At 42.3% G+C, this 24,442-nt stretch carries 23 protein-coding genes and 1 other RNA gene; 3 read left to right on the top strand and 21 right to left on the bottom strand.

All coding sequences use genetic code 11. The annotated features are described in order from the left end of the window. Positions 1 to 90: 90 nt before the first annotated feature. The 17 genes from PAT3040_RS19865 to PAT3040_RS19960 form a co-directional block, all read right to left on the bottom strand. Positions 91 to 414 carry a hypothetical protein gene (locus PAT3040_RS19865; protein ID WP_108994090.1) on the bottom strand — a complete coding sequence of 108 codons (324 nt, stop codon included), beginning with the start codon at positions 412 to 414 and terminating at the stop codon, positions 91 to 93. 2 nt (positions 415 to 416) lie between these two features. Further along, positions 417 to 824 (bottom strand): hypothetical protein, encoded by a 408-nt coding sequence (locus PAT3040_RS19870; RefSeq protein WP_108994091.1) that lies wholly within the window; start codon positions 822 to 824, stop codon positions 417 to 419. Positions 825 to 912: 88 nt separating this feature from the next. Then, positions 913 to 1,656, bottom strand: a complete 744-nt coding sequence (locus tag PAT3040_RS19875) for a metal-dependent hydrolase (RefSeq protein ID WP_108994092.1) — start codon at positions 1,654 to 1,656, stop codon at positions 913 to 915. Next, positions 1,653 to 2,330: an EAL domain-containing protein gene (locus PAT3040_RS19880; protein ID WP_258235074.1), complete on the bottom strand. Its 678-nt coding sequence runs from the start codon at positions 2,328 to 2,330 to the stop codon at positions 1,653 to 1,655. The genes PAT3040_RS19875 and PAT3040_RS19880 overlap by 4 nt, the downstream gene beginning before the upstream one ends. A gap of 15 nt (positions 2,331 to 2,345) precedes the next feature. Next, a complete protein-coding gene (locus PAT3040_RS19885; protein ID WP_108994094.1) occupies positions 2,346 to 3,344 on the bottom strand; it encodes a hypothetical protein in 999 nt (332 codons plus the stop codon). A 477-nt stretch (positions 3,345 to 3,821) separates the two neighbouring features. Next, complete coding sequence (locus PAT3040_RS19895) at positions 3,822 to 4,226, bottom strand: DUF2500 domain-containing protein (RefSeq protein WP_108994096.1); 405 nt, start codon at positions 4,224 to 4,226, stop codon at positions 3,822 to 3,824. Positions 4,227 to 4,279: 53 nt separating this feature from the next. After that, on the bottom strand, positions 4,280 to 9,406 hold the full coding sequence (locus PAT3040_RS19900; RefSeq protein WP_108994097.1) for an RHS repeat domain-containing protein: 5,127 nt from the start codon (positions 9,404 to 9,406) through the stop codon (positions 4,280 to 4,282). Positions 9,407 to 9,507: 101 nt separating this feature from the next. Continuing rightward, positions 9,508 to 10,629, bottom strand: coding sequence for a hypothetical protein (locus PAT3040_RS36445; RefSeq protein ID WP_146200486.1), 1,122 nt, complete (start codon positions 10,627 to 10,629; stop codon positions 9,508 to 9,510). Positions 10,630 to 11,313: 684 nt separating this feature from the next. Then, positions 11,314 to 12,786 (bottom strand): hypothetical protein, encoded by a 1,473-nt coding sequence (locus PAT3040_RS19905; RefSeq protein ID WP_108994098.1) that lies wholly within the window; start codon positions 12,784 to 12,786, stop codon positions 11,314 to 11,316. A gap of 22 nt (positions 12,787 to 12,808) precedes the next feature. Next, positions 12,809 to 13,579, bottom strand: a complete 771-nt coding sequence (locus tag PAT3040_RS19910; protein WP_108994099.1) for an ArpU family phage packaging/lysis transcriptional regulator — start codon at positions 13,577 to 13,579, stop codon at positions 12,809 to 12,811. A 996-nt stretch (positions 13,580 to 14,575) separates the two neighbouring features. Further along, positions 14,576 to 16,123: a hypothetical protein gene (locus PAT3040_RS38810; RefSeq protein ID WP_258235073.1), complete on the bottom strand. Its 1,548-nt coding sequence runs from the start codon at positions 16,121 to 16,123 to the stop codon at positions 14,576 to 14,578. 29 nt (positions 16,124 to 16,152) lie between these two features. After that, an RNA gene (locus PAT3040_RS19930) (hammerhead ribozyme type II) lies at positions 16,153 to 16,219 on the bottom strand. Continuing rightward, positions 16,218 to 16,385, bottom strand: a complete 168-nt coding sequence (locus PAT3040_RS19935; protein ID WP_108994101.1) for an aspartyl-phosphate phosphatase Spo0E family protein — start codon at positions 16,383 to 16,385, stop codon at positions 16,218 to 16,220. Before PAT3040_RS19935 ends, PAT3040_RS19930 begins: the two co-directional genes overlap by 2 nt. Further along, positions 16,382 to 16,705 (bottom strand): hypothetical protein, encoded by a 324-nt coding sequence (locus PAT3040_RS19940; protein WP_108994102.1) that lies wholly within the window; start codon positions 16,703 to 16,705, stop codon positions 16,382 to 16,384. The genes PAT3040_RS19935 and PAT3040_RS19940 overlap by 4 nt, the downstream gene beginning before the upstream one ends. A 12-nt stretch (positions 16,706 to 16,717) precedes the next feature. After that, entirely contained in the window at positions 16,718 to 17,053 is a 336-nt protein-coding gene (locus PAT3040_RS19945; protein WP_108994103.1) for a hypothetical protein, read from the bottom strand. 2 nt (positions 17,054 to 17,055) lie between these two features. Beyond that, positions 17,056 to 18,225, bottom strand: coding sequence for an Alp7A family actin-like protein (locus tag PAT3040_RS19950; protein ID WP_108994104.1), 1,170 nt, complete (start codon positions 18,223 to 18,225; stop codon positions 17,056 to 17,058). 752 nt (positions 18,226 to 18,977) lie between these two features. Beyond that, positions 18,978 to 19,250, bottom strand: a complete 273-nt coding sequence (locus PAT3040_RS19960) for a transcriptional regulator (protein ID WP_108994106.1) — start codon at positions 19,248 to 19,250, stop codon at positions 18,978 to 18,980. Between the two features lie 161 nt (positions 19,251 to 19,411). Here PAT3040_RS19960 and PAT3040_RS19965 point away from each other — a divergent pair, with 161 nt between their 5' ends. Continuing rightward, positions 19,412 to 20,083, top strand: a complete 672-nt coding sequence (locus PAT3040_RS19965; RefSeq protein ID WP_108994107.1) for a hypothetical protein — start codon at positions 19,412 to 19,414, stop codon at positions 20,081 to 20,083. 281 nt (positions 20,084 to 20,364) lie between these two features. Then, entirely contained in the window at positions 20,365 to 20,496 is a 132-nt protein-coding gene (locus PAT3040_RS40060) for a helix-turn-helix domain-containing protein (protein WP_373863957.1), read from the top strand. A 155-nt stretch (positions 20,497 to 20,651) separates the two neighbouring features. On the opposite strand, the gene PAT3040_RS19975 is transcribed toward PAT3040_RS40060, so the two are convergent. After that, entirely contained in the window at positions 20,652 to 20,984 is a 333-nt protein-coding gene (locus PAT3040_RS19975; protein WP_108994109.1) for a LytTR family DNA-binding domain-containing protein, read from the bottom strand. A gap of 93 nt (positions 20,985 to 21,077) precedes the next feature. Here PAT3040_RS19975 and PAT3040_RS19980 point away from each other — a divergent pair, with 93 nt between their 5' ends. Next, on the top strand, positions 21,078 to 22,664 hold the full coding sequence (locus tag PAT3040_RS19980; RefSeq protein WP_108994110.1) for a recombinase family protein: 1,587 nt from the start codon (positions 21,078 to 21,080) through the stop codon (positions 22,662 to 22,664). 227 nt (positions 22,665 to 22,891) lie between these two features. Here PAT3040_RS19980 and PAT3040_RS19985 read toward each other — a convergent pair whose 3' ends face one another. The 3 genes from PAT3040_RS19985 to PAT3040_RS19995 all read right to left on the bottom strand — a co-directional run. Further along, on the bottom strand, positions 22,892 to 23,140 hold the full coding sequence (locus tag PAT3040_RS19985; RefSeq protein WP_108994111.1) for a YolD-like family protein: 249 nt from the start codon (positions 23,138 to 23,140) through the stop codon (positions 22,892 to 22,894). 6 nt (positions 23,141 to 23,146) lie between these two features. Beyond that, positions 23,147 to 23,620 carry a YhjD family protein gene (locus PAT3040_RS19990; RefSeq protein WP_108994112.1) on the bottom strand — a complete coding sequence of 158 codons (474 nt, stop codon included), beginning with the start codon at positions 23,618 to 23,620 and terminating at the stop codon, positions 23,147 to 23,149. Further along, positions 23,617 to 24,442: DinB/UmuC family translesion DNA polymerase (locus PAT3040_RS19995; protein ID WP_108994113.1), on the bottom strand; the 826-nt coding region annotated here is incomplete at its 5' end. The genes PAT3040_RS19990 and PAT3040_RS19995, both read right to left, overlap by 4 nt.

Genomic DNA, 24,442 nt, shown 5'->3' on the forward strand with positions numbered 1-24,442 from the left:
CCGGTAGCGCCCCCCCGCCGCCAGAGGCAGGCTCCTCTGGCGGCGGCGTAGCTGTCGCAGCAGCGAGCCAAATCGTTGATTGGAATGACATTAGACCGTCATCCCCCTTTCCAAGGATTGCTGGATACTCTCCAACAGCTGCGCAATGATGATAAACCATAAACCGCTCATAGCTGCCATGATCAAAATTAAAACAACCAGCATGCGGATCCAAAACGAACGATCATGAAAGTTCGCTCGACCGGCGCTCATCTGCCATAAACCAAGGATCAACTTATATAGCCAGTAGACCATCGCAAATACGCACAACAGCGTTCCGAGGACACTACCCACCACGAGCGCCCAATCCATACCATCCAGAACCGTGAGATCGATGACATAGATGTCAAATTGATCCGTCCAACTCGCGTCCATGGTTAGCCGGTCACATCCTGATTGCTCGTCCAGGAGTAGATCGCCTCAAGCACATCCCAGAAGATGCCGCTGAAGAGCAGGAAGCAGACAAAGATAACCACTGCGACGCGAATCCAGAACGGCTTATCTGCAATCGGCTTTTGGCCTTTCGAAGCCGACCATAAGAATTTTAAAATACCCCACAAGTTATAGAGCAGCAAACCGACCGTGATCAGGGTGAAGGGAACGGCCATCAGAAAGAACAGAAAATCCAATCCCTCAAAAATGGACCATCTTAACGCCAACTTCTCTCGTAACTTCTGAATCGGATTGGACTCCCAGCTTCCGGTTGATGGTGCTGGAGTTGTTGTGACCCTCATCACCCCAAGAGCCAAACCATTCATCAAATTCATCAAATTCAACAGGCTCATCGTTTCATCTCCTTATTATTGTAGAGTTATTGTAGAGTGATCGTTTTTAACTTGTGTTTTTCGCATGATGGCTTCATTTATTGTAGAGTCACTGTAGGATAGTGCCGTTTTGCACGAGATAATGGACAATGAGCACCACACTGACCGCCGAACAAGCTTTAGCAATCAACCACTCCACTCTGCCGCCGTTTTCGACCATACGCAGCGCAAGCTTCGCCTTTGGCCAGATCAGGAGCGATATACCTTCCTTTCCAAAGGCATCGCCGATCAGATGAGTCCACCAACCGATAACAAGTCCTAACGCGACAGCCTGCAGGATTGGCCCTTGTTCCCTCGTAAACAGATGCAGTCCCGCGCTGAGCAGCAGCGCAAACTCCGGCGAGTGAATCATCCCTCGATGTTTGAGCGCGGGCATGACTACGAGCGCACCGCCAATGACTGCAAGCAGCCAATGGGTATGCAGCTGTGCGAACACGAAAAGAGACGTCATGCCCAGGACAAGAAGAATCACACTTCGAAGCCTGGAGAGCCCGAATGCAAGAGCCCCAGCCCCTGCGAGTACCATGGCAACCGGCTCCCCCATCCACCAGGCCAGAAGCGCGCCGACAAGTAATGGCAAACTGGCTCCTTTCGCCATTTTCCGATAAGCATGCGGCAGTTGGATCCAGTTACTGGCCGTGCTCGTCTTATGATCGAGATCCGGCAGTAGGCTTGCAAGAGCTGACCCTCCAATGACTGCCACTACCTCCCATGCGTGGAGCGGAGCAGGCATCACATACAGCCCTGCCGTGCCCATGGCGACGCCAAAAGAGACATGACCGGCTTTATTCATCGCGAACCACCTACGCGCTGCCCGAGCCAATTCTCCGCTGCTTCCGGATAGCCGAGGTGATAGCCTTGCATATATCGGACGCCGAGCTGTTGAAGCAGATCCTGCTGCCTGGCCATCTCCACGCCTTCCGCAATAAGATGAATCCCTAGCTTGTTGCACAATTCCTGCGTATGCCGGATCACCCATTGCGCTCGTTCGACCTGCAACAGAGCTGCCGTGAAGCTGCGATCCAGTTTCAAGTACCTAGGTGAAAACCAGTCACTGATTAATCGGTCCAGGTTTGAAAATTGCTTGCCGTAGTCATCGATAGCGAGCCCAAACCCCAGCTGCTGAAGCTCACGCAGCTCCTGTTTCACTTCACCGGAAAAGTTCGTTTTCTCCGTAATTTCAAAAACAATGTCCGCTGACCTATCCACTTCAGGTAGTGCAAGTCCGCTGCTTAACGTGCGCGGATGGATGTTGATAAATAACTTCTGTCCCTTTTGAAGCAACTGACTCCCCTCTCGCAAAGCCATTGCGATTAAAAGCCGGTCAAAAGATGCGATTGCGGAAGCATGACATTTGAATAGTATCGCAGCTGGTTCACCATGCAGACCAATTACCGTTGCCTCATAGCCCAGGATGGTGCGCCCGTGCATATCCCAAATCGGTTGGTACCGTAGTCGAAAGTCGATTGTGTTCTCCTCCTCTCATGATTTGTTGCTAAACCAAGATGTTCTTTTTCCTAGCAATGGTGGTGCAAGGCCAAGTAGGTCTGCCAACGCCCGATCATTCTCCTCACTTGACTTTGCTAGATCCGGGTGCGAGGGCATGCGAAAAGCGGGGCGACCGGCGAGGGCCTCTCCCATTTCAGCAACAACGGCCGCCGATGCCAGCGGAAAGGCAATTCGCCATCGATCCTGCCGGACCTGATGATGCCGTCTGCAGAACTGTAACAGCTCTTGCTGACGCCATAAACTTGCCGATGCCACGAGTATCGGCAGATGTGCGGATTGAAAGATCGGATGTAGCCCTCGCGGCTGCTCCGTCATATCGCCGAGGTCGTAAATGATGTAGCGAAAATCACCGGCGACCGCATCGATCCACTCTAGGCTTGCACTTGCTTTAAAGGCTGTCAGGTTACGCGCAATGTCAAAACGCGGCTTCCGGTTCATCGCTCCGCCCAGGTTATACTCCAAAAAATCAAAGCAAGGGCTTGGACCAGCTTCCCAAATGGCAACACGCTCTCGCTTGGCGAGATAATAGGCGAGGCTCAGCGCCGTATGTGTGCAGCCTACACCGCTGTAGACGCCTGCTACCGCGATATGAATCGTTTCTCGGTTGGACGTCGGGGGTAAAGAAAACATCGCTTCAGCGGCCTCCTGCATACTCTCTCGTGGAGCACCAAAGGCTTGACCGAGCTGTTCGGTCCAATCTCGCTCATGCCATACCCAGCTCGCACCGCTAGCCGTCCAATATCGCTGATTCCGTACGCTTTCCTGCCGGATGACAACGGCCACTGGCAAATCAGGGTTATAAACGTTTATCCACTCCAGCGCCTCGGTCGCCACATCCTCATGCAGGATGAGCAGCTGCGGGCGCATGACAAGCAGCGCTTGCTCTACCGCCGACCACTCCTCGCAAGTCAGGCACTCCAAATGAGGTATCAGCAGTTCATTTTGCATCAGCCCATACAATAGGACACGCATCTTATTCCTCCTTTCTTTCGAGATGAACGCAAAAAAGCCGCGACACAACTGCTCTGCGGCTTTTCGTTATTTCCTTACTCTATTAAGATACCTCGATTTGGCTTGTGAATCGTATGATTAAAGTATGATTTTTCTATACGACAACAAAACTCAACCTATAATTACTTCCCAATTCAGATGACTTCACTCATCATTACTAAACCAAATATTCAATTATCCACCAATCTAAATACACTAAAATACCAAAAACACTATGCCAAGTAAACTATTACAATTGAAACAACCAAAACAACACTACAGAATATTATTAATATTCTTCTATTCGATTTATTAACCACATTGGTTATAACAATGAAAATTACGGTCATTATTATACCTAAAATAAAAATTAAAGTATCTATCGCCGAATTCAGTTTCAAAAACATTAGTGAAATTATAAAAAACAAACTTATAATCCATACTTTTCTCATCAAAAATCTACTCCTTCGTAAAATCCACTAAAAACTCACCTTTAAAAAAAACAATACCCTTATCTCCTTCATTAATTTGATTATATTTCTTTATACTTAACGATTGAAATTCCAATACTTCACCTGATTCGGTCAATACCACAATTATTAATGACTTATATTTACCATTTCTCATTGCAAATTCTCTTATGTTTTTTTTCGTAATAACAACGTTTAAACTTTTTGTTGGAATCCTCTTTAATGCATACCAATAAACAAAAAATAAAATTAGAACAACAAGAAAAGACATTACAATAACATCTATTATAAGAGCACCTCTTTCAGAGTTTAATTTAATTAAATGCTCAATTCTGTTCCTGTAATTGTATAATACTATCTGCCCAGAATGGACTTTATTCCTCTGGGCAGACATTCAAATACTTCTTATGACACTATCGAACTAAAAGTACTCATATCAGAAAAGATTTACTTTGTGATTCCAATTCCAAAACCTACGCCACCTTCTCCAAAACCTATATGAAATTTTATTATGCCATTATTTAATGACGCAGATGCCCCATAGGTCACAACTGATACTGACACATTGTATGCGAGATAATAATCTAACTGAGGTGCTGGCTGTAGTAACGTTATATCTGCTTTCCCACCTGCAGCTTCATAACCTATAAAAATTTGTCCAGTTTGAGCATTAGCATAAAAGCCCATCTCGACATTAGCAAATGAAAATTCCACCCTCAATTTATATCCGTTCTGGAATTGCATTTCGACTCCATTTCCGTAAACTGCAAAAGAAGTGTACGCCCCGATTTTACTAGTATTAAATTCAAGCTTGGAACTAAATTTTCCCCACTGGGAACCTAAGTCTTTTACCTCATATACATTAGGTTTATTAGTTTTAGCATTTGTTGTTGTCAAAGGTCCAGGGTTTCTTACAGCAGGTTTAGTGAACGATTTCCAATAATTCATTTTTATTAGATTCTTCGAGTAGGATGCAGCACTTGCCGCACGATTTTTCCCTGTACTTCCTAAGAGGAACCCATAAGAAATAATTGGTTGATTATCTTCATCAGGGAACCAATACGAAGTCTCTAAATTGCTGCATGCGCCCTCATGAGCGAAATTCCCATCAGCTGAAACACAGTAATGTCCAGTTGGATCACTATACCTCAGAGGATTATTATGGGCATACGTATACGAATTCAGACTTAACGGGTTGTTCAACTCCCCTTCAAATGTATCCTTATTTATAAAACGTCCAATACTAGGATCATACCAACGTGCACGCAAGTATTGTAATTCCGTTGTTGAATCCCAGAATTCACCAGAATATCGAAACGGATTAGCAACTGTTTCAGATTCCGTTAAAAGATTCCCCCAAATATCATATGAATAGCTGTTTAACGACAAATTCCCCGTACTATCACGAAGCTCAATTACATCACCGTGACCATTATGCAAATAATACGACTTACTGGATACATCTTGTCTTGCGATAAGTTGAATACCTCTTATGAAACGAGCATTCATTGTTGTACCTTCTGATGTAACAGTACCTTCAGCAATAATATTGGGACCATCATAATAATAACGTGTCGTTATATCATTCTCTGTACGCTCATACAACATTCCATCGCCATTGTAACGGTATGATACCACGTCTTCATCGACTGTAGCTTGAATTAATCTATTCTGAGAATCATATAAGTAGGATACATCCGACATTGCTAGGTTACCTAATTGTTGTTCAGTTTGAAGCGTTAATCGATTATCCCTACTATCGTAGGTGTAGGCTTCATTAAATTGACTAGCTGACTTAACTCTGCTTAGTGGATCATAGGTAAAATCCTTATTAATGGTTATACCAGATTGGTTATCTATACTGTTTGTAATATTTCCATTTTCATCATAGTTGTTGGTGAAAGATTGTAATTGTGTACCATCTGCTTTTTGATTAATCTTTGTTTTAAGACGGAGTCCATCATAAGTCATTATTGATTTGTTGCCGTTCTTTAACGTAGAATCCTTAAGTAAGTTATTTGAATAATATGTGTATACAACATCTTGATTAGTCAATGATGGTCCAACACCTGTCAGTCTATTACGATTATCGTAGGTGTAGTAAGTAACACTACCAAAGGGATCTGTCATCGTACTACGTAAACCGAGGCTATTGTACGTATAAGAAATAAATTTATTGTCCGGGAACGTAACGCGAATTAATTCTCCCGTTGATGGCTTATAAAGAAACTCTGTATCCTCTGACTCCGTTGCGATTTTCATTGTTTTTCGACGACCGGCGGCATCATAAGTAAAATCAATTATTTCATCCGGGGCTTTCTTTTTTGTCAAAAAGTTTCTATTATTATATTCAAATTCGAAAGTTTGATTTTTTCGATCAATATGAGTTGTCAAGTTACTACTTAAATCATAACTATACTTGTCTTTCAAACCAACCTCATTTGTTTGTTCGATAAGTCTTCCTAGTTCATCATATTCCTTTAGTATTTGATTACCATCGGGGTACTTTATCGTTTTTAACATTCCTGCTAGAGAATATTCGTAAACATATTCCTTATTCAATGCATCTGTCAATTTTGTTAACTGCCCTAATACGTCATACGCATAGGTTGTTGTATCTGTAGCGTTTGACTGTGAAAGAACATTGCCCTCAAAATCGTATACGGCAGAGGAGATTTTTCTAAATTGTCCTTCTTTCCATTCCTCAGTTAAAACTATTTGACCTAAAATATCTGCGGTATTTCGCCACTTATTTCCTGCTGGATCAGTTGAAACCTCCACTTTATTTATTTCGTCATAATCAATCGTCGAATTAGAGTTGTCCGGATTAGTAACCTTTTTTATTCGACTCCATGCATCATATTCATAAGCTGTTGTTCGTTGCAGATTATCCTTTTCCCAAGACTTACGTTCATAGGCATCGTATCCATACGAACGTATAATCCGATATGAACCATCAAGTACGGCCTCGTCCATCAGATTACCTAACCTATCCCATCTCATTCGAGTTTTTACACCTGTTTCGTCTGTAATGATTACTTGTTGAGCAGAACCATCGGTATAGACTGCCGTAGTGAAGGAGTTATCATGGTTGGTTATCTTTATCAATCGATCTAAGTGATCATATTGGTAGTAAGTTCTATTTCCATTACCGTCTGAGGACGAAAGAGGTACTCCTCTTTTGGTATCGTAAGTAATCTCATTAGAAACTAGCTCTTGGTGCCCTAAATAATTTTTCGTGGCAATAGTCTGCTTGGTTGGAAAAGCTTCAAGATAAGGTGATGCAGCATTAAATTCAGTCTCGTAAGTGATTAGACGGTCATCATCAGTAACAATTACACGTCTTGAATTCCCATGACTATCAAAGTTTTCGTATTTAACTTGTGCAAGCATGACTCCTTCATCATTATTTTGCCTGACTGTCATTTGAGTAATGCTTCCTTGAGGATTCCTATCATACTTGGTATATCGACTTTCACCTAATTTCACAGGCTTCGCTATACTTGCTAATAAACGTGTCGTTGGATCATAAGTGTATGTTGTTGTAACTCCAAGTGGGTTCGTCGATGTTAATACGTTTCCGAAGTTATCATAGGTTACTGATGTTTGAACACTTGGCGCAGTTGCAGTCCCCTTTTTAAACTGTTCGTTAGTTTGAATAGGGAAAGGTATCCTCCTTGTTTCGTCGTACTGGTAGGTTGTAATTCTATGCTCATCACCAGCTGTAACAGTAACCTTATTTGTATAAAACTGAGGTATATCATTTTCGTTTGCCATTCTCTTACGGTGATCGAAAACGGTGGTTGTTAACCCATCACTAATATTAACAAAAAAGTTAGAAATGTTTTGACCGTAGTTGCTTGCATAGTCTGTGTTGCCACCTTGAGGGTTTGTATAAGTAAAAGATCGCAAGTTATATGTTACACCTGATGCAACATCCTTACGTGAAGAAACTCTATATGCATTTTGCACGGCATTCATACCGATTTTGCGATTTACAGGAGAGTTTTCATACGTGTAACTAGTTGCTGCACCGGTCGGGTGGTATATGTTCGTCAAATAGGCTGTTTTATTGTTTTTGCTTGGTATAGAGTCGACAAGACTGAACGCAGAGTCTTTAAAACTGTACCCGTAGCTAGTTGTCCTATTTAAAGGGTCAACTACTGATGATAAAATTTCCGTTTTCAGCTGTCGGAAAGGCGGAAGTGGATCATAGGTAGTGTATTCATACTTATTATAACGTACCGTTTTATTTCCTTGTGTCAGAACTACCTGATTAGCATCATAGGAGATGGTAATGGTGTTTCCAATGGCATCTTTAATGCTTGTAAGCACTTTACCGTAGGTAGTATGGTTACTGTAGTGAAAATCTATAGTATTATCATAGCGATCTGCAATTCTAATCAGTCGCCCATCCAAAGCGAAATAGTGATCGGGTCCTTTTATCGACTTTAATACCGTATTAGAAGCCTCCCCATTGACAACTACTGACCCGTTATATGCAATAGATAAATCTTGGAATGGATAGCCCTTGAGCGAGGTTCCTGAAATTTCATATGTTCCACCATCCTGCATATTTAGGTAGCGCTTTCCTTCTATTGTCTTAATAAAGGGGATATTCCACATCCATCCCTTACCAATGGGATACAACTTCTCTTCAAATGTCTTTTCTTTAGCTTGATTACCCCACCCCATCAAAAATGTATTTTGACCAGCATCAAAAGTCATATCGTTATTTGGAGGGATAAATGTAGCAAATCTAATTTGCATATTTAGCATATTTGGATCTGGTGCCGACCACGCAGAATAAATTGACTCTCCTGAAGTCGATCGGTCGGATACGAATGTAGCCCACCCCGTGGCATCTATTATATTATTCATAGTTCCATCTGTTACATACATTGGGCTATATTCATATCTACCTGGCCTATAACTGGTGGGATCATCGTAAATATTATTGTAATCAAAGTTGTATACCCTTTGTATATGCTGTGTAGCATTAAAAGTAACTTTACATACGCAAAAAATTTTAGGATACACATTTTGTTCCATAAAACCCGCATTCGAGGCATCATAATAGCGTTTTAGCGTAAAGGAAAGTCCATTTCGACCAGGCAAAGATAAATCATCCACACCTACACTGAGATTTCCGTTTAAAGTTGAAATACTTTCCTGGATAGTATCAATTGAATAAGGAGATTGAGGCATACGAATATTTATGTTATTGAGTGCAGATAAGATGGAAGGATCCGGAGTATATCCGTTCATCGCCATCATTTGTGTGTTTTGTAATTGATCTTCGTCGATTAATTTATTAGTACTATTGGATTCTGTAGTAACAAGTTGTGGTTCAAAGGCTGTTGTTTCGGGTTGTGTTTCTCCTAATTCAGGTTCAATCGGAGCTTCAACTGGAGCATTTAGCCAATCTAACTGTTCCAATTCAAATTGAATATCACCCACAACTTGTTGTGTTTCATTTCGATTATTGCCGCCTTCTGCAATAGCTGGTGACAATGGTAACGATGAAGTTAAGAATAACACCATGCTCAATAATGATAAGATGATTTTTTTCACTCTGTAATCCTCCTCGTGTTTTAAAATGAATATTACCTAACCAAAGATGGACTAAAGGATCATAAAATACTTTTTCTTGTGAACTCTCATCACTTTAGAGTCTATTGAGTTGGAACCACGTTTCTACTAATAAGATTTCCATTATTATCATATTCAAATTCAACTGTCTGATTGTTATTCAAAATAATATAATCAATCCGATTAGCAGTATCATAAAAATATCGTATTTTAGGATTTGTTGAAAATGGTTTTAGAATCTCACGACGCAGCCAATCGTTATTATAGTCACGCATCCATACCTGTAAGATTGAATAATTTCGCCCAGGCGTTAATCCAGTAACTGAATATTCTCCACTTTGTGTATACCAATCAGGAGTAATATTCAACCACTGATTAGTAACGTGATCGTGTAAAAACAATCCATTTCCATAAGCATCAGATACGGGATATACTACATCAATAGTTACGTTAGTTTCAGTACTATCTAATATATGTATAGATGGTTCATACGATTTAGTTTTAAATGTTTGGATTATGTCTTGTCTGGTCCAAGTATGCGTCGCGTCTGTATACCACAACAACTGAACATCATAAGAATTTGCGGGTTTTAAAGTATTGACTATATAGGTACCATTTGTTGCATAATATGAGCCGAATATGTCATTCCAGTGACCTGTGGACTTATCTCGTATCGCCAGACCGTTACCATAGGCACCTGAGACTGGATACACGGCCTGTATAACGATTGATGTCTCAGTTATGTTTGTAATAACTAATTCTGGTATTGAATAAGTGGATACACTTTGTAAAGAGGATTCTGGAATTAAAATATTTGAGTTATTTTCACCAATTTCATTATAGGGTTGAGATGTTGGCTCAAAAATGGTTTCATTTACAGGCTCCTCGATTGGTGGAGGAGTAGGCGTAGATCCAAATATAGGATTCTGGTTAGCATTATTAATTAATAAAACGGGAGACTCAGATAGTGGCTCGGGTGTCGGGCTTTGCAGTTCAAATTGATCCATAGGAGATATAAAAATATTATCTTCAAGTTCATTATTTAATGCATATTCGCTTTCTTGATAACTAATAGACAAGGCTGGCTGCAGTTCTATCTTAGAAGTTGTTATACGTTGTTGGATCGAAAAAAATAAAATGAATGAAATAATACCAAGACTACAAACAAGACACACTCGATAAAAAACGGATAATTTCTTCGACATGGCACTCTCCCTTTCGAGAAATATTTTTAGTGCATGGACGACACTAAACACATCGCTCCCCTTCCCTTCCTTTTTCATATTTCTCATTTTATGGTACAAAATATTCACCACTTTTCATACGGGTGCAAATTGGTTTTATTTGTTAAAACATGTCGAATTACCTTAAAAATTTGTCTTTTGTAAAACTGATGCGCAAAACCAAGATAATTCACTGAAGCACTTACTACATACCATTGCTCATACAGACTTCTAAGAGGGAGGAATTTGTTTTTTTGAGCTTCTTTATAAGGAATATGTATTTTGTTAAATATCAATTTTAATGAAGTATTCGTTTATTAACAAAGACCGTATAAAGACCAAACCGTTTACATTCCGGGTAATAACATGCCAGGTGCGGCCTACTCCTCATATTTGACAATAAAAACAGACACTCATCAGTAAATTACAAGAATAACAGACAAATAGATACGATAATTCGATATTTAACAGAACAATGAAAAACGAGCACACTACCTTTTACATTTCAATCTGTTTTTTTTCGTTTTTTTGCATAAATATGGTAATGTTCATAGAATTTTGGAGAGAAAATTCAGCACGTGAAGTAGATTGTACGTAATGGATAAGCAGGTCAAATTACAAGAGAGGTAGAGGGGAACGAGAAAGAGCCCTATTCTGAACCTGTTTTCAGAAGGGCGACGTTTTACAAGCGGTTTGCATATAGGAGATGAGATCAAAATCAGCTGGTGGATCCGGCACAGGCCTCCAGCAAGGCAAATCGTCGAGCTTTGTGGCCAACCAGGTATTTAGCTCACTTTGAGGCAGTCTTTTGGAATGCCAGAGCCAGTAACAATCCTGCACAAGCTGTATAAAGGCTTCGGGATCCCGCTTGCGCTGAAAAGCAATAAACCGGAAAGTTGAAAGGTCCATCATTGCCTCTAACTCCTCGGTGGCGAGCCCAGGCTTTCGGTACGAATTTGGACCAAACGCTGCGGATCTGCTGTATAGTAGGGTAAGTTCAGGCAACAACCGTTTGCAGAGTGTGCGAAAGGTTCTTAAAGGCATGTTCCGGAAAGCTTCGCCAAATCGGGATTGTGCTCCCCTTTCCAAATAACCAAGGATCCCTGTACGCTCGGCTATGGCCAAGCGGATCCCAGCAGCACGACTGCATAACTCAGCCTTGATCGTGTTTAGTAGATCTACTGGCTTCATCATTGCGCTTTGTCCTAATTGCGTCACACGTTGCATCACATAATGGATATATGCCTCGCTTTTGCCGCGTAACAGGGCCGCCAGATCACCTAGAAACTCGCGATTATACCAGGATAGATCTTCGCAGCCTGCTGCGTTAAAATAGCCCTCGAAGCGGCGTATTAGACGGCCTATACCTTTCTTCATGGGCACAGATACACGATAATGCTGACCAGCCACATAGACAGGAAGCAACTTGGCATTCACTTGGAATACAGCTTTCGGGCGACCATACTTATTGCGCTCGATGCGACCTACGCTGAACAATGGCTGTCCATCTTCCAGAGGGGTCGTAGACAACTCCTGAAGGACAGTTCGAATGAGACCTGTTTCCTGCCGGTGCAACATGTCGTAGAGACCGTTATCCAGGTTGAGCTGCAGTTCCTTGCCGCGCTGATCCCCTTGCTGGCCACAGGCGTACAGGTACAGTTTTTGATGCGTTAAAGGCAGCTCCGCAAATGCCCTGCTCATAATCAATTCTGGAAGCAGCACAAAGCGGCCTAACTCACCACTTGGCTCTAGGTAGGAAGCAAGTTGCACCTTAATGGTATCTGGAGAATCTTTTGAAACGACAAGGAGACCATTGAAAATGAATTTTTCAAAGGCCGCATAAAATTGATCTTTTGAGATGGCGCGCTCCCATAAGAAGACGAGCTGCTGATAGATGAGGTGGCGATTCGTGTACGAGATTTGCCCCTGTACATCCACAATTTTCTGCAGCGTGAGAGCAAGCTGCAAGTCAGCCTTCGTCAAGTGATGGGCAAGGCGTGCAGCTCCGTTATTCCGGATGCGATACTTGGTACGTGCTTCATATTGCTGCTCCGTCGCAAAAAGGGCTTGAAGGAAACGGTAACTCATCTTGATCGGCTGCTGGATTGTTAGCTTCGTATGCGATGTAGCGAGTAACATGTAACGTCTCCTTTCCGGATCATTAGATAATCTTGAGTTCGTAAGCGATGCGGTTCAGCGCTTGTTTTTTGATGGTGTAATACTTCTGCCGACCGACATGTAATCGTTGAATGAGCTCTTCATCCTTCGGTTGTTCGCGGTAGAAATACTTCCGTTCAATAAGCTCACGCTGATCAGCCGAGAGCTTGTATCTCATGATACGTTCAATAGGCAACATGGCGAACTCCAGCTCCTCGAGTTGATGCTGCAGCCGGTTATCTCGCATGAGTAATTGCATGACTCGATTCTCGACCGGTGACCTGGCATCGAGACTGCGGCCTGGTGCCAAGTTGCCATACAACGCTGTGGTGCAGGTCTCGTAACGGTCATCTGCTTCTTTCACAGCTTTCGAAAGCCAGGCATGCTCCACTCTTAATCGATGCTGTTCGCGAAGACGCTCTTCAACGAGCCATACATAGGAATGCCGTGAAACTGGTTCCATCGCCATGGTGAGCTGCTCGCCTTCCGGCTGACAATTTTGCAGACGATCGCAGCGTTGAAGGTAATCCGTAATAATATCGTATTCCTCAAGCCACTCTGCCTTCGGCTGGGGCGAAGTACGGATCCACCGTTTCAACTTGGTGTAGCGCAAGTTTAACCAGTCCCATGGAATCTCGGCTATGTTTCTTTCCGTTACAAGAAATTGACGAATGTTGCTCCTCCTCCTCTCGGCTGGACTGCTTGCCATTGTAAACGGTAAATCGTCAAACCAAACGATTTGCTCCATTTGACTGCTTGCATCCGTTGACGGCATCGCTCTCCCTCCTCACTCTGTACATACGTATGGTCTGTCGTCATCAGTAGGAGTAGGCGATCTCTCCGAGACGCTCCGTCCGGAGCGTTTCGACATTTGCATTCCATGGACTACAACACCTCACTAGCTATTCATTTTGCAAAAGTCCATCCATTCTAGATGGGTAGCCCCGACTGCTCCTAATGCCTTTTCAATCTGGCTCGTTGTCAAAGTCGCATTCAGCTGTTTATCGTTTTTTCATACCATCCTTGCATTCTCAACATGCAGGTTAGCGCTTTTCAGAAGAATTAGACTCCTTAGCAATATGGATCCGCTGTACAGCTACATAGAACAGCGCCATAAAACACGTAATAGACCGCCTTAAAACAAACACAATTGCTGGGTTTCAAGCATTTTCGCCTGATTCACCCATTCCTTGGCGCTATAGGATCCAGCACAGTCCTGGCCCCTATAAAAGATTCGCACTTGGCCGTTTGGCGTCCTGACTCTCCGCTCGAACCGGACTAATTTGCCTTCCATGCGATGACTCCATTCGACAGGAGGGCTTTTAAGAATAGAAACGGTTAATTCCGTACAAGCTGCCCAGGATAACCTTTCCACCCAATCTTCCCTCCCTTCTTTCTAGAATGAAGCACCATTTTAAATATTAGGCTCCAGCTGCCTGGGTAACTTCACCTCGGAAGCAATGACCGGCATAATACCAACGACCGCTGTCTTTCCGCAAAGTTGCATAAGTGGCTCGCCCTCCCACGTGGCTATAGGGCTCACCAATCTGGATAATGTCACTTCTCCAGCAAGCCGGTGGCATTACATTTAGAAAGTGATCGGCCATCTCCTCGTCGACCTCATCACCAACTTGAAGGTACTCGTCCATATCGCCTTTCCAATTTGCATACGTCTTCAATGTGCGTCTCCTTTCGGATTTTAACTTTTTCACCTGCCATCATCAGGCGAGGGGCGGTGATTCCCCCCCCGACGCCCGAAGGCGTTTCGGCATTACGAGTAATCACATTCGATGGCAGCCCAGTTACTTGCTACCGTTTCTAACATCCTTTTGGCCTCACGCTCACGCTTTACAGCTTGCTGGTATAGCGTATCGTCTCGAAATTCTGTGACATGATTGAGGATGAGCTGTTCCATCACTTCTGGCCGCAGGGCATCGAGCTCCCAACATTCATAACCAAATTCATCAATATAGGCGCTCGCTCGCGTATCGGTAACCTTGGTCGGATTGGGCGGTGGCAAATATTCTTCGATTTGGTCCATGTTCAGCGCAATTCGCTTGAAGATCAGCGTGACACCGAATACCTCCAGGCGATCCTCTATATCCCTACTCATATCCTTGCCGCTTGGATCATGGTCACCTAAATGCAAAATGACCGGCTTTTTTTTCCCATCCTCACTCTTTTGGATAAGGCGCTGAGCAGCGGACCACATTTCTGATTGGCTCACATACCCGCGACATGAAAAATAAGAAACGTCTAGCTTGCCGCAGATCTGCCCAACGACACCTACCAATGCATCCTTCTCGACCCATACTTCTACGTGGTAGTCTTGCTCTTCCCATTTATCATAGGCAAACGAGTAGGCAGCCGATTTAATAATGTGGCTGGGCGACTGCCAATGGCTGTTCCCTTTAATATTTCGCGTCCGATCTTCAATAGCTGACCAGTCAATGAGACCGGCCAGCCGTGCATCGGAGATCAGATTGCCCAAATTTTTGTAGCTGCGCTCTTTGTTTTCAATGACATTCTTGGCAACAAGCTGATAATAGACTTGCCGTAAGGAGAGCGAGTAACCCATGGACTTATACTCTTGAATAATGCTGTTTACTTGATGAATAAGTGCTAAGCTGTCTCTCCTGAAGTTAATTTCTCGATAGCAAATCTTCATATTGAACCTCCTCTGCACTTTAGTAGCTTGGTCGACCGGAATCGACTCGCCGCGATGACAGAAACCAATAAACGTCCACCGCCCTTTCCCTTTGGAGGACAAAGTGGCGTAAGTTTCTTTTCCGTCTACCAGGCTGTAAGGGCATCCTAAGAATTGAACAAGGCTGGTACAAAGTGTGGGATGTTGATCTTGTCGAAAATGGTCCACCATCGTCTCATCAACTTCATCTCCAACCACAAGATGCGCTAATAGCTCTTGCAACGCTGGGCTGGATGCTTGATTGCCTTCGGCAGCGCTTGACGGAAGCTCATCCGGTAAAAGCCCCAATTGTTCTAAACGGGATTGATACCCGTTCTTCGCTAATTCTCTTCTCAAGATTCGAATGCAATGTTCGTTAATGCTCGCGATATTTTCGGCCGATCCCCGAACCACCTGATACGGCGAAGTATCGTAAAGCTCCATGAGCTGCTTTCGTTTCAATAACATGTATTGCAGCTCCAAAATGTTGATTTCATAATATTGCACCCCGATTTGATCCCGATTGCCGATTTCGTCCGCAAACAAGGCCTGACGCTTTGCCTTTGCCTTTGCCTTTGCCTTTGCCTCCTCGATCTCGGCCCACTTCAGATTCATTTCCTGCTCCAATCCCATTGGCCCCGTCCTCCTGGCTTCATAATTGTAAAGACCTGCCATCATCAGGCGAGGGCAGTCATATCCTCGCGACGCCCACCTAAGGGCGTTTCGGCTAGTTTGCGGCTTTCATTTGCCAAACGATGAGCTCATCCAATTCCTTGCTCGCCATTAAAACTGCTGGATGCTGTAAATCTTGGTGCAAGGCAGCCAGGTCATTCATGACCTTACGTTTCTCTTCGATAACAAGGCTGATCGACGTCGGAACGGGAGGAATCATCATGAGACCTCACTCCTGCGCCGCATACAGATGGCTTGGAATTCTCTCAGCATGTCCTCCTCACTCGCGATACAATAACCAGTGAAGGGGATCGTGCCGTCCTCGGGGGCATATTCACCGGCTTCATAAAGGGCTCTGCTCCACCACAATTCATAACGCACGGCGACGCAGAGCTTCTCTGCGAAGGAGATGACTTGCATATCTCTGACCAGGATCAACTCGCCCTCTTCAGCAATCACTTCCTTTTGCACGAGTTCCTCCAAGGGGGTTCCCTGCTTTGCTCTTTTCATCAGCTGCCTGACAGTTTCATCTCGGTTTTGCATGCTCTGCGCCTCCTAAAACTGGTAGTCTAGATCGGATTCCGGTATCGACTGGGAGATACCGTTACTACTGATCTTTTGAATAACAGCCTTTCCATCTTCCGGTTCCGTGTGTGGTATCGCCTTTATTGCGCATCCGGATACCATTTCTTTGATCTCTCTTAACTCCTTCAGCAGCAGCTCATGGGAAGCCGTGCCCAATGGCGCACCGTTACGCTCTAATTCGGCTTCCGCTTGTTTGGCGATCCATGCCGCTAACCGGCGGGATTCGGATAACTGTAAGATGAATTCATACACATCAACGGAAAAGGCAACGGCACTAATGTTAAATTGCGTCCGACGCTTACTCATCGTTATTCAGCTCGATTCGCCTTTTCGGCTTGGCGCTTTAGATAGTTTTTGGCCACAATGGCGGAAGCATAAATGTTCAATTTTCGGGAGTCTTGCGGGAATACGTGGTATTTATCAACCACTTCCTTGCCAAGCAAGCCCACGAGGTACTCTTGCATGTAATACTGAAGAAGCTCGTTCACCCCACCGATATGCACGTAGATGACTTCGTCTCCCTGACGGAAACTGAAACTTTGCAAAGCCTTTTGCAAGGCTACCTCACAGAAGTCCTGGAGTACCGGCACGATGATATCCGTTAAATCCGTGTCCTGATGGGTAATTGGATGCCTATAAACAAACTTTCGCGACTGGATATGCGTTAAAATGAACCGTTCCAACTCTCGTAAGGATTGAAAATAGTCCATCAGCTTGTCCGAGCGAAGCTTCTCAATAAGCGACAAATAGCTCTGATCGGTGGAGCTGCTGAAATCGTCTGCCGTTTGTGCCGCTGAGAGTCCAGGCTGTAATTTGCATAAGTCCTGACTTTGACCGCCCATATCGTTCATGACAACGAATGCTGTATGGTACCGCTTGGCGTCGTCCCGTTGGTTGCCTTCAAGATCGTATTTGAGCGCGTGGCGAGCGTTCTCGCCTTCAATACGGCTTTCGGACTGCTGTACGCTGACATGGAAGGTGCGAGCAAGGCCAGGCGTCAAGAGTTCAAATGATACATCTGTTTGGAATTTGGCTGCCATGACCGACAATTTCTCGCGGAAACTTGCCGCTTTCTTGACGAGCCATACAGGAAGCAATGTCCCGAAGTACTCCACATTAACATGAACCTCAGTCGATTCTGGAAACTTCGTCGCGTGATAAAGCGCAAGGCCTGCCATCCAAGTCACCCAAACCGTCATCGAGTTGGTCTTGTCATGCAGGGAATAAATATGAGCGTTACCGAGAAGCTCAGTCTGGGCTCGTTTTCCTGCCATAAAATACCTCGCCGTTTCCTCATCGATCCACTTGATAACCAGATGTTCTTCCACCTTGTCGATCGCAATGTGATTAGCAAAAAGACCATTGAATTCCTTTTCCGTGATTTCGGAGATCGAGGAAGGCATCTCAAAATAATGGCCATCAATCATTTGCTGACCAAGAGCATTGCCGAAATCGGCGACCCAATAGGAAATATTCAATTGTATCAGTCCTCTTTTATAAAATTTGGATGGTTGAATAAAAGGAATTCTGAAATACTAAATGAAAAGGGCATTATTAGGAAAAAATCATTTGCAGGTAGATGCGGGGAAAGTGTAATATTAGAGGTATATAGTGCTCTAATAAGGTTTCCCGAAAAGATGATCGATTGCAGTCGATTGTCTTTTCCTGTTTTGATGCGAGTTTCCTCAAGTAATTCCTTACTCATTGTTCTTATTAGAATTCGAGTGCTCCCAAATAGTCCATGCTGCTGTATAAAAATCAGTCCAGACATTACTAATCTCCTCTGCGGTTTTATCCCGATAAGAATTATCAGCAATATGTACAGTTGTATTGCCTAGTCGATAAGTCTCAATAATGTTAGGCTCCAAAGCTATCTTTTCATGTTGGCTCGCGTCCGCATCACCTCCGTTGGAGAGTAATTGAGGTGTTTTGATAGGGACTATCATACGTTTCACCACTTTCTAAGAGGACTTCGTCCCGATTTTCTACGGTTTCATAAATTTAATGAAGTAACATTTTGACTCAACTAAAAAAGCAAGCTTGTCAAAATTCATTAATAATTCAATTCCTCGTACTTAAAAGAAGCGACTTGAACTCTATTTGACTTTGATTATTTGCTGTTATAATCTACCAAACATCTGGAAACAAATAATCGTAAGGGTTTTAACTACAAATTCGACATGTTTCCTTATACATATCTCTCATACTAGTAAGTATGGAATTTCCTTCGTTATTCATAAAAATCATTTCCGAGCCTTTCCAAAACATCATCTGGTATTTTTTCCTTATATGCTGCGATCCTTAACTCAAGTGGATCGATATACAAAACTTTTGCTAAAGCTTCATTTACACGATCACTTGCAGGAGATTTTGTACCAGACCTTAACTTGCTTAGATATCCCTTATCAATTTTCACATCAAACTCTTCTAATTTATTTGCAAGCTCACTTAAAGAATAGTTCTTACTCTGAATTGCATTAGACAATAAAACAGAGTATTTCAAGATAGTCCCCCTTTTCATTGACTTAATTGTCACTAGTGTCTTTTTAGTCATGATTAACCTTGACTAAATAGTATACTTAAGTGCCTATTGAGTCAAGTGATTTTTAAGTGTTGTTTTAAAAGTCAACAATGAGCTATTATGATAAGTGAGGAGCGATGAATATGAACAAAACTTATGCAGAATTACTATCACAATACATTGAAGAAAGTAACTTAAGTTTGGGGGAAATTTCGAGTAATTTAGCAATGAAAAATATTAAAGTGGATAGATCTTATATAAGCAAACTTAAAAACGGAAACAAACCCCCTGCTTCTGAGGAAGTAACAAAAGCTCTTGCAGATATCACTGGTGGGGATTATAAGAAATTACTTATTGCTGCTCAAATGGAGAAAATGAAGCCCGTATGGGATGATTTGGGAGAAGAAGGTTTCGAGGAATTCCTTAACTCTGTAATTGGACATATGGTTACACGAGAGCATTTTGTTGAAGAATTTAACTCTAAATTAGAAGCTCAATGCAAAGCTGAAGGAACGGTTTACAAGCCATATAATGCTGAGGAAATAAAAAAACACTTTGAAAGAGTAAGTTTAGACGACAAAATTATACTAAGTCAATTTTTCTCGTACAATCATGATAGGGATAATAAAACTTACACTGTCGTCCCATATAATAAATTACCTTCATCAGATTCTAAGGAAAAAAATTTAGAATCGGAATATAAAAGGATTTATGATGAACTTGGATTTGGTGATTCTCCACCTAATGAAGAAGAACTACTTACTTTAAAAATAGCTTTGAATTCATATAGAATGGGACGGAATATACGTGAATAAACCATAAAAATTATTTTTCGATAACATTATTTAGTAATGACAAGGCATTGTTAGAAAACTCCTTCACTATTCTAGAATCAGGTATTTGATTCTCGTTTATATGAATACTACTTCCGTTAGACTTTAATGTAATTTTCAAGATGTATTGACAAGGTTTCATTTCTGATTTAGAAATCACAGATTACAACTCCTTTGAAGTAAAAAATATAATTTTGAGTTGAAATATGGTTGATCCCCGAATCGGGAGAAGCTGTATACCAGAACATCTGTACAGATTAGGAATGTCTCAAGCTGAATTTACATCCAAATTGAATATCTCAGAATCAATGGTGTCAAAATTAATTTCCGGAGAAAAAGTATTTTCACTTATTAGATGTAAACAAGCTGCTGATATAATAAAAATGACAAATTAAAGATTTGTACTGGTTGGTGTACGGTGATGAGCTTTAAGCTCCTCCCTGATTCGGCATTTTCCAATAGGTTCATTTCGGACCATAGTACCACAACATTCGACTCTATTTTGTCGATTTATGACACTAAATAATAACCAATATTGCAGCAGAATTGGTCATTGAACCTTTTGAAAAGCCCTCATATTTCGCCTTGACACCTCTATTTCTAAGTTCATTCCGGAGATATGCTCAAACCGTGCTATTTTTCTTTTTTTGTCGAATGATGTAACTTTATCTAAGTTTATTATACTGGAACTAACTTCTCCATGAACAAATCTATCAGCTTGAAGAAGCGCAAAATATTCAGTAATGTTTTGAGGCGTGCGAAAGACTCCATTATAAGTATGAAATTCAATCATTCGTTTATTTCGACAAACATAAAGAATTTCTTCGGTAGTAATCCATGTCGGTTGTAATGACAGTTTCTCTATCGCTGGTATTAATTTCAACTTCAGCTCACCTCATGATGTTATGATTGTTTAGACTTTACGCGATCTTTATTCATTAGTAAACTTATTTTTCATCTAGGAAGGTGTATGAAAATGTCCTATAAGTTACTTCCTACAGGCGAATATTGTGCTTATTTACGTAAATCACGTTCAGATCTAGAAGCTGAGGAACGAGGCGAAGAAGAGACATACGCTCGGCATGAAAAAATACTCCTCGAACTTTCACAACGGCACAAAATAACAATTTCCAAAATATATAAGGAAAAGCCAATTTCAGGTGAACGCATTTCAGAGCGACCAGAGATGATACAGTTAATAAGTGACGTTGAAGATAAAAATTGGGCTGGTGTCCTGGTGGTTGAGGTCGAACGTCTTGCACGCGGTGATACGATGGATCAAGGAATAGTGGCTCAAGCATTCAAGTATTCCCATACATTCATAGTAACACCTATGAGAATGTATGATCCGAATGATCCAAACGACGAAGAATATTTTGAATTTGGATTATTTATGTCTCGGAGAGAATTTAAAACAATAACCAGGCGTTTGCAAAGTGGAAGAAGTGATGCTGTAAAAGACGGGAAATATCTTGGGAATGTAGCTCCATACGGTTATGAACGAGTAAAGCTGCATGGGAAAGGTTACACGCTTACGCCTCATCCAGAACAATCACCGATTGTTCAAACGATCTTCTCTATGTATACTGACTCAGACCCAGATCATAGAAAAGGATCAGCATTAATAGCCAAACATCTTAATGATCATAAAATACCTACCCAGAAAAACAGTAAGTGGATTGTAGCAACTGTAATTGGAATATTAAGAAATCCAGTTTATATAGGTAAAGTACGTTGGAAGTCTAGACCTCTAGTCAAACGAAGAGATGGAAAGAGTCGACCTAGATTACCGAGAGAAGATTGGATTGAAGCAACTGGGCTACACCCTGCTATTATTTCAGAAGATATTTTTAACAAAGCACAAGATATAATGGGTAATAGTAACCATCGATCCGCTCCCGCAGGGAAAATCTCTAATCCCCTTGCTGGTCTAATACGTTGTGGAATGTGCGGTGGTCCAATCGTACTTCGCCCACAACCAAAAGTTCCTAATGGGCTAATATGTCCTGCACAGGGCTGTAAAAATGTTGGCTCATACCTTTATCTAGTTGAAGAAAAACTAATTCAAGCATTAAAACACTGGCTTGCTGCTTATAAAGCAGATTGGGAAAAAAACCGTCCGAATCATGAAAAATTAATTTTACTGAAAGCACAAGAGGATACACATCAATCACTGGAGAAGAAGAGAAAAGAATATGAAGGGCAAAAAAGCAATTTATATGATCTGCTTGAGAGGAAAATATATACAACAGATGTTTTTCTCCAGCGATCTCAAGTGCTTGATACGAGGATTAAGGAAATTAATGAAGCAATACTTAAAGCAGAAGCAGCAGTTACCATAGAAAAAAGTCGCCATGAAGCACGAATAAAAACAATTCCTCAAGTAGAACATGTTTTAGCAGTCTATTCGGAAACCGAAGATCCCGCTCATAAAAACAGACTCCTCAGTACTGTACTCGAGAAAATCATTTATACTAAACACAAAGGTGGTCGCTGGAGTGGAGCTGTTGACAAATTCGAGCTACTCTTATTCCCGAATATCGATTCAGTGCCTGGAACATAAAAGTCATTTTTCATATCTATCTATGAAGTACTTCTGATTATGCGTACATCGTTGTTATCAGTGATTTGAGTAAGGTTAAGACTGAAAAGAGTCTGCCAAATACAGGAAGCCCTTTGCTTAATTTGAACTTCGCCAACGCGATTGAAAAGAATAAAATAAAAAAAGAGCCGCAGGGATGCTTTCCCATACGGCTCTTTTTTCTTGTTACCATCTAAATCCATTTATCATCAAGAAGCAGCATCAACCCGCATGATATCCATAAACGGTACCTTCTCCATCTCCCCGTTCGTTTGTTGAACATGAATCAATTTCGTTCGAGAGTCCATCTTCACAATCCGACCTACAACAGATTTCTGATACCAGATCTCTAATTGTACGGTCGCCTCTTCTTGGTGAGCTTCGACCAGGCGTTCCCCTAATTCCTCGAGCACATATTCATCTCTCGTTGGTCTCTTTGGTCCTTTATCTTTTGCCACAATCGATCACCCCTTATTAGCTTTTAATTGCTTGCCTAATTGCATAGTGTAATCAGTAAATTTTGTCCTGATATCCGTCCGTAACACTTCTCTTACGATACCAAACCGTTCTTCGTACCCTCTACAATAATAACGGTGATAAATAATATCGTCACTTATTTCTTCCTCCACTACTTTGATATTGAGATTTTTCAGCTCTCGCTTAAGTGCATAAAAATCGTCTGTAATGCTAAACAAAATGTACTCCAAACAACGTGTGATTACTCCCTTAAGAGCTATATGAGCAAATCCCATATCATCATTGCTTTTTTGTATCATCTTTAGCATATGGGGATACAAAATATAATCGCGAATCATAATCAATTCTTCCGAAGATGGTCGTCCGGTAAGTTGGAGCTGATCCCGCACCTCATATTGCCCCTTTTGCTCTGTTAGCAGTATTTTCGTCTTCCATCGCTCATTTCCATCGAGTTTACTCATTTATAGTGACCTCCGATCTGTCCTGCTCGTTCGCGAGCTACTCCGGCTTCGAGCATCGATGATGCTCTCATAATTGCCGTGTCGCCAAATCGATCCTTGATTGCGTCCGTCGTTTTCTCTAGCTCGAATATTTTGTGGCGGTTATCGAAGAGATCCAACTGCTGCACCCGGTCGCTGGAGAGTTGATTCAGAGCGATCATAATATGTGATGCAGGCAACCCCTGCCAGAACTCGTTAAAGAGCCGCAATACAGCCTCCGAGAGTTCATGTGTGAGTGATGTGGGATTGGTTAAGGTAAGTTGGCGATTAAACGTATTAGCCCTTTTTCCGTCCGTCTCACCCATCCCGAGTGATACTACGCGCCCCTGAACACCCAGACGCCTAGCACGACGGCAGACTTCTATACAAAGTTCCAACAGAACGACCTCGATATCTTCCCTGCGCGTGTACAACGAAGCTCTGAGCGTCTTGCCGTGGCTTACAGATTTAAGAGGAGCGCTGATCGAGGAAACAACCGGACTCGGATCGATACCGCGAGCTGTCTGCCAATAATACTCGGCTTGGATGTCGCTTTGCTTACCCATCATACGGCGCATTAGCTTTTTAAAATTCGGCAGCTCCATCCGAGCAACATCTCCGATCGTATCAATGCCCCACATCGTAAAGCGCCTGGTCATCCTAGACGCCACCATAAACATCTGATGTATGGGCAGCGGCCAAAGATCCGTTTCGATGTTTGATTGGTCAAGACGGTATACCCCGTCCGGATGTTTCTTAGCGAAATTGTCCGTAGCCGTTTTGGCGAGAACCTTCGTCGGCCCT

This window comes from Paenibacillus agaridevorans (assembly GCF_003112455.1).
Taxonomy (GTDB): Bacteria; Bacillota; Bacilli; order Paenibacillales; family Paenibacillaceae; genus Pristimantibacillus; species Pristimantibacillus agaridevorans.

Bases quoted from the DNA above. Each gene is read 5' to 3' on its own strand.
- PAT3040_RS19945 (WP_108994103.1), bottom strand. From the start codon at position 17,053: ATGAGTAAGCGTCGGACGCAATTTAACATTAGTGCCGTTGCCTTTTCC.
- PAT3040_RS19935 (WP_108994101.1), bottom strand. From the start codon at position 16,385: ATGATGATTCCTCCCGTTCCGACGTCGATCAGCCTTGTTATCGAAGAG.
- PAT3040_RS40060 (WP_373863957.1), top strand. From the start codon at position 20,365: ATGTCTCAAGCTGAATTTACATCCAAATTGAATATCTCAGAATCAATG.
- PAT3040_RS19865 (WP_108994090.1), bottom strand. From the start codon at position 414: ATGGACGCGAGTTGGACGGATCAATTTGACATCTATGTCATCGATCTC.
- PAT3040_RS19980 (WP_108994110.1), top strand. From the start codon at position 21,078: ATGTCCTATAAGTTACTTCCTACAGGCGAATATTGTGCTTATTTACGT.
- PAT3040_RS19875 (WP_108994092.1), bottom strand. From the start codon at position 1,656: ATGAATAAAGCCGGTCATGTCTCTTTTGGCGTCGCCATGGGCACGGCA.
- PAT3040_RS19910 (WP_108994099.1), bottom strand. From the start codon at position 13,579: ATGCCGTCAACGGATGCAAGCAGTCAAATGGAGCAAATCGTTTGGTTT.
- PAT3040_RS38810 (WP_258235073.1), bottom strand. From the start codon at position 16,123: ATGGGATTGGAGCAGGAAATGAATCTGAAGTGGGCCGAGATCGAGGAG.
- PAT3040_RS19905 (WP_108994098.1), bottom strand. From the start codon at position 12,786: ATGTTACTCGCTACATCGCATACGAAGCTAACAATCCAGCAGCCGATC.
- PAT3040_RS19940 (WP_108994102.1), bottom strand. From the start codon at position 16,705: ATGCAAAACCGAGATGAAACTGTCAGGCAGCTGATGAAAAGAGCAAAG.
- PAT3040_RS36445 (WP_146200486.1), bottom strand. From the start codon at position 10,629: ATGTCGAAGAAATTATCCGTTTTTTATCGAGTGTGTCTTGTTTGTAGT.
- PAT3040_RS19895 (WP_108994096.1), bottom strand. From the start codon at position 4,226: ATGTCTGCCCAGAGGAATAAAGTCCATTCTGGGCAGATAGTATTATAC.
- PAT3040_RS19965 (WP_108994107.1), top strand. From the start codon at position 19,412: ATGAACAAAACTTATGCAGAATTACTATCACAATACATTGAAGAAAGT.
- PAT3040_RS19870 (WP_108994091.1), bottom strand. From the start codon at position 824: ATGAGCCTGTTGAATTTGATGAATTTGATGAATGGTTTGGCTCTTGGG.
- PAT3040_RS19990 (WP_108994112.1), bottom strand. From the start codon at position 23,620: ATGAGTAAACTCGATGGAAATGAGCGATGGAAGACGAAAATACTGCTA.
- PAT3040_RS19885 (WP_108994094.1), bottom strand. From the start codon at position 3,344: ATGCGTGTCCTATTGTATGGGCTGATGCAAAATGAACTGCTGATACCT.